The 400-nt window shown below is 75.0% G+C and carries 1 pseudogene; it reads right to left on the bottom strand.

The features are described from left to right. Positions 1-400 (bottom strand): annotated as a pseudogene (locus VR45_RS38445) (AMP-binding protein); the annotation flags it as partial.

Below are 400 nucleotides of genomic sequence, written 5' to 3'. Positions count from 1 at the left end.
TTGCCGTTGGCGGTGAGCGGCAGCCGGTCGAGCAGGACGACGGCGGACGGGACCATGTGGACGGGCAGGTCGGCGGCGGTGCGGGTGCGCAGTTCCTCGCCGGTGACGTGGTCGGCGGCGGTGACCTGGTCCGCGCCGGGCGCGAGCACGGCGTAGCCGACCAGCCGCTTGTCGCCGGGCACGTCCTCGCGGACGATCACGGCGGCGTCGGCGACCGCCGGGTGGGCGGCCAGGACGGCCTCGATCTCGCCGAGTTCGATCCGGAAGCCGCGGATCTTCACCTGCTGGTCGGCCCGGCCGAAGTACTCCAGGACCCCGTCGGCCCGCCGTCGGGCGAGGTCGCCGGAGCGGTACATCCGGGTGCCGCGCTCGCCGAACAGCTCGGCGTACGGGTCGGCGA

It is taken from the genome of Streptomyces sp. NRRL S-495, assembly GCF_000966955.1.
In the GTDB taxonomy this organism is placed as follows: Bacteria; Actinomycetota; Actinomycetes; order Streptomycetales; family Streptomycetaceae; genus Kitasatospora; species Kitasatospora purpeofusca.
The sequence above is the reverse complement of the archived record's forward strand: the minus strand, read 5'-3'. Positions and strand labels throughout refer to the sequence as shown.